Annotated in this window: 2 protein-coding genes; both read right to left on the bottom strand. The window is 74.6% G+C overall.

Translation table 11 applies throughout. The features are described 5' to 3' along the window. Positions 1-109: 109 nt before the first annotated feature. Entirely contained in the window at positions 110-931 is an 822-nt protein-coding gene (locus FNQ90_RS20120) for an HAD family hydrolase (RefSeq protein WP_182607650.1), read from the bottom strand. Beyond that, positions 928-2,238, bottom strand: a complete 1,311-nt coding sequence (gene serS / locus FNQ90_RS20125) for a serine--tRNA ligase (RefSeq protein ID WP_182607651.1) — start codon at positions 2,236-2,238, stop codon at positions 928-930. Before serS ends, FNQ90_RS20120 begins: the two co-directional genes overlap by 4 nt. Positions 2,239-2,310: the final 72 nt, after the last annotated feature.

The following is a 2,310-nucleotide window of genomic DNA, read 5'->3' on the forward strand; positions in this document are numbered from 1 at the left end:
GGAACGGGCCGGGGCCCGGGGGTGGCGAAACGCCCCCCCGGGCCCCGGCCCGTTCCCGTGCGCCGCGCGACCGACGCGGTCGTTCGGAGCAGGCGGTCAGAGCAGGCGTTCAGAGCAGGCGTTCGAGCACCTCGGCGATGCCGTCCTCGTCACAGCCCGAGGTGACCTCGTCGGCGACCGCCCGCAGCTCCGGGTGGGCGTCGCCCATCGCCACGCCGTGCGCGGACCAGCCGAACATCGGTATGTCGTTGGGCATGTCGCCGAAGGCGATCGTCTCGTCGCCGCGCACCCCGAGCCGGCGCCCGGCCATCGACAGGCCGGTGGCCTTCGACAGCCCCAGCGGCAGCAGCTCCACGGTGCCCGGCCCCGCCATCACGATGCCGACCGCCTCACCGACCAGCTCACGCGCGGCGCCGGCCAGCTCGTCGTCGTCCAGCCCGGGGTGGCGCAGGTACATCTTGGCCAGCGGCTCCGCCCACAGCTCGGCCCGGTCGGTGTAGGTCATGGTCGGCAGGGCCCCGTCACGGGCCGGCTCCACCGCGAACCCGGCCGGGTCCACGATCACCGCCCCGTCGATGCCGTCGCGGCTCGCGGCCACCCACAGCGGGCCCAGCTCGGACTCGAGCAGGGCGATCGCCCGACGGGCCACCTCCCGGTCCAGGGTCACCGAGGTCAACAGCCGGTGCGCGCCGGCGTCGTACAGCTGGGCGCCCTGCCCGCAGATCGCCAGACCGGTGTAGCCGAGCGCGTCCAGCACCGGGCGTGTCCAGGGCACCCCCCGGCCGGTGACCACGATGTGCGTCGCCCCGGCCTCCCGCCCGGCGCGGATCGCCTTGCGGGTGCGCGGCGAGACCGTGCCGTCCGAGCGCAGCAGCGTGCCGTCGAGATCGGTGGCGATCAACCCGAAGGGGAAATCCGTCGGGCCGCTCACGAGCCGGTCGCCCCGGCCGCCGGGTCGGAGCCGTGGTCCCCGGGCTCCAGGACCTCCCGACCCCCGAGGTACGGCCGCAGCACCTCCGGGACCCGCACCGCGCCGCCCGCCAGCTGGTGGTTCTCCAGGAGGGCGACGATGGTGCGCGGCACCGCGCACAGGGTGCCGTTGAGGGTGGCCAGGGGGCGGGTGGTCTTCCCCTCGCGCATCCGCACCCGCAGGCGGCGGGCCTGGAACTCGGTGCAGTTGGAGGCGGAGGTCAGCTCGCGGTACTTCCCCTGGGTGGGGATCCACGCCTCGCAGTCGTACTTGCGGGTGGCGGAGGCGCCCAGGTCGCCGGAGGCGACATCGATCACCCGGAACGGCAGCTCCAGGGCGGTCAGCCACTCCTTCTCCCACCCCAGCAGGCGCTCGTGCTCGGCCTCGGCCTCCTCGGGTGCCACGAAGCAGAACATCTCCACCTTGTCGAACTGGTGGACCCGGAAGATGCCCCGGGTGTCCTTGCCGTAGCTGCCGGCCTCGCGGCGGAAGCAGGGGGAGAAGCCGGCGTACCGCAGCGGCAGGCGCTCGGCGGGCAGGATCTCGTCCATGTGGTAGGCCGCGAGCGGGACCTCGGAGGTGCCGACGAGGTAGGCGTCGTCCTTCTCCAGGTGGTACACGTCGTCGGCGGCCTGGCCGAGGAACCCGGTGCCCTCCATGGCGCGCGGCTTGACCAGCGCGGGGGTGAGCATCGGGGTGAAGCCGGCCGCCACGGCGCGGGCGATGGCGGCGTTGACCAGGGCCAGCTCCAGCAGGGCGCCGACGCCGGTCAGGTAGTAGAAGCGGGAGCCGGAGACCTTGGCGCCGCGCTCCACGTCGATGGCGCCCAGGCGGGTGCCGAGCTCGAGGTGGTCCAGGGCGGGGAAGCCCTCGGCGTCGAAGTCGCGGATGGTGCCGTGCGTCTCCCGGACGACGTAGTCGTCCTCACCGCCCACGGGTACGTCGGGGTGGACCGGGTTACCCAGGCGCAGCAGCAGTTCCTGTGCGGTGGCGTCGGCCTCGTCGCGTTCGGCGTCGGCGGCCTTGACGCCGGCCGCAAGCTCGCCGGCCCGCGCCAGCAGGGCGGCGCGCTCGTCGCCCTCGGCGCGGGGGATGAGGCGGCCGAGTCGCTTCTGCTCGGCCCGCAGCTCGTCGAAGCGGCTGCCGGAGGACCGACGCCGCTCGTCGGCGGCGAGCAGGGCGTCGACGAGGTCGACGTCCTCGCCGCGGGCGCGCTGGGAGGCGCGGACTCGGTCGGGGTCCTCACGGAGCAGGCGAAGGTCAATCACCACCCCAGGCTACCGGGGAACACCCCGGGCCCGGGACGGGGCGGAGCGGGTCGGGTCGGAGGGGAGCGGAGG

The sequence above is a fragment of the Streptomyces alkaliphilus genome (assembly GCF_014141535.1).
GTDB classification, from domain to species: Bacteria; Actinomycetota; Actinomycetes; order Streptomycetales; family Streptomycetaceae; genus Streptomyces; species Streptomyces alkaliphilus.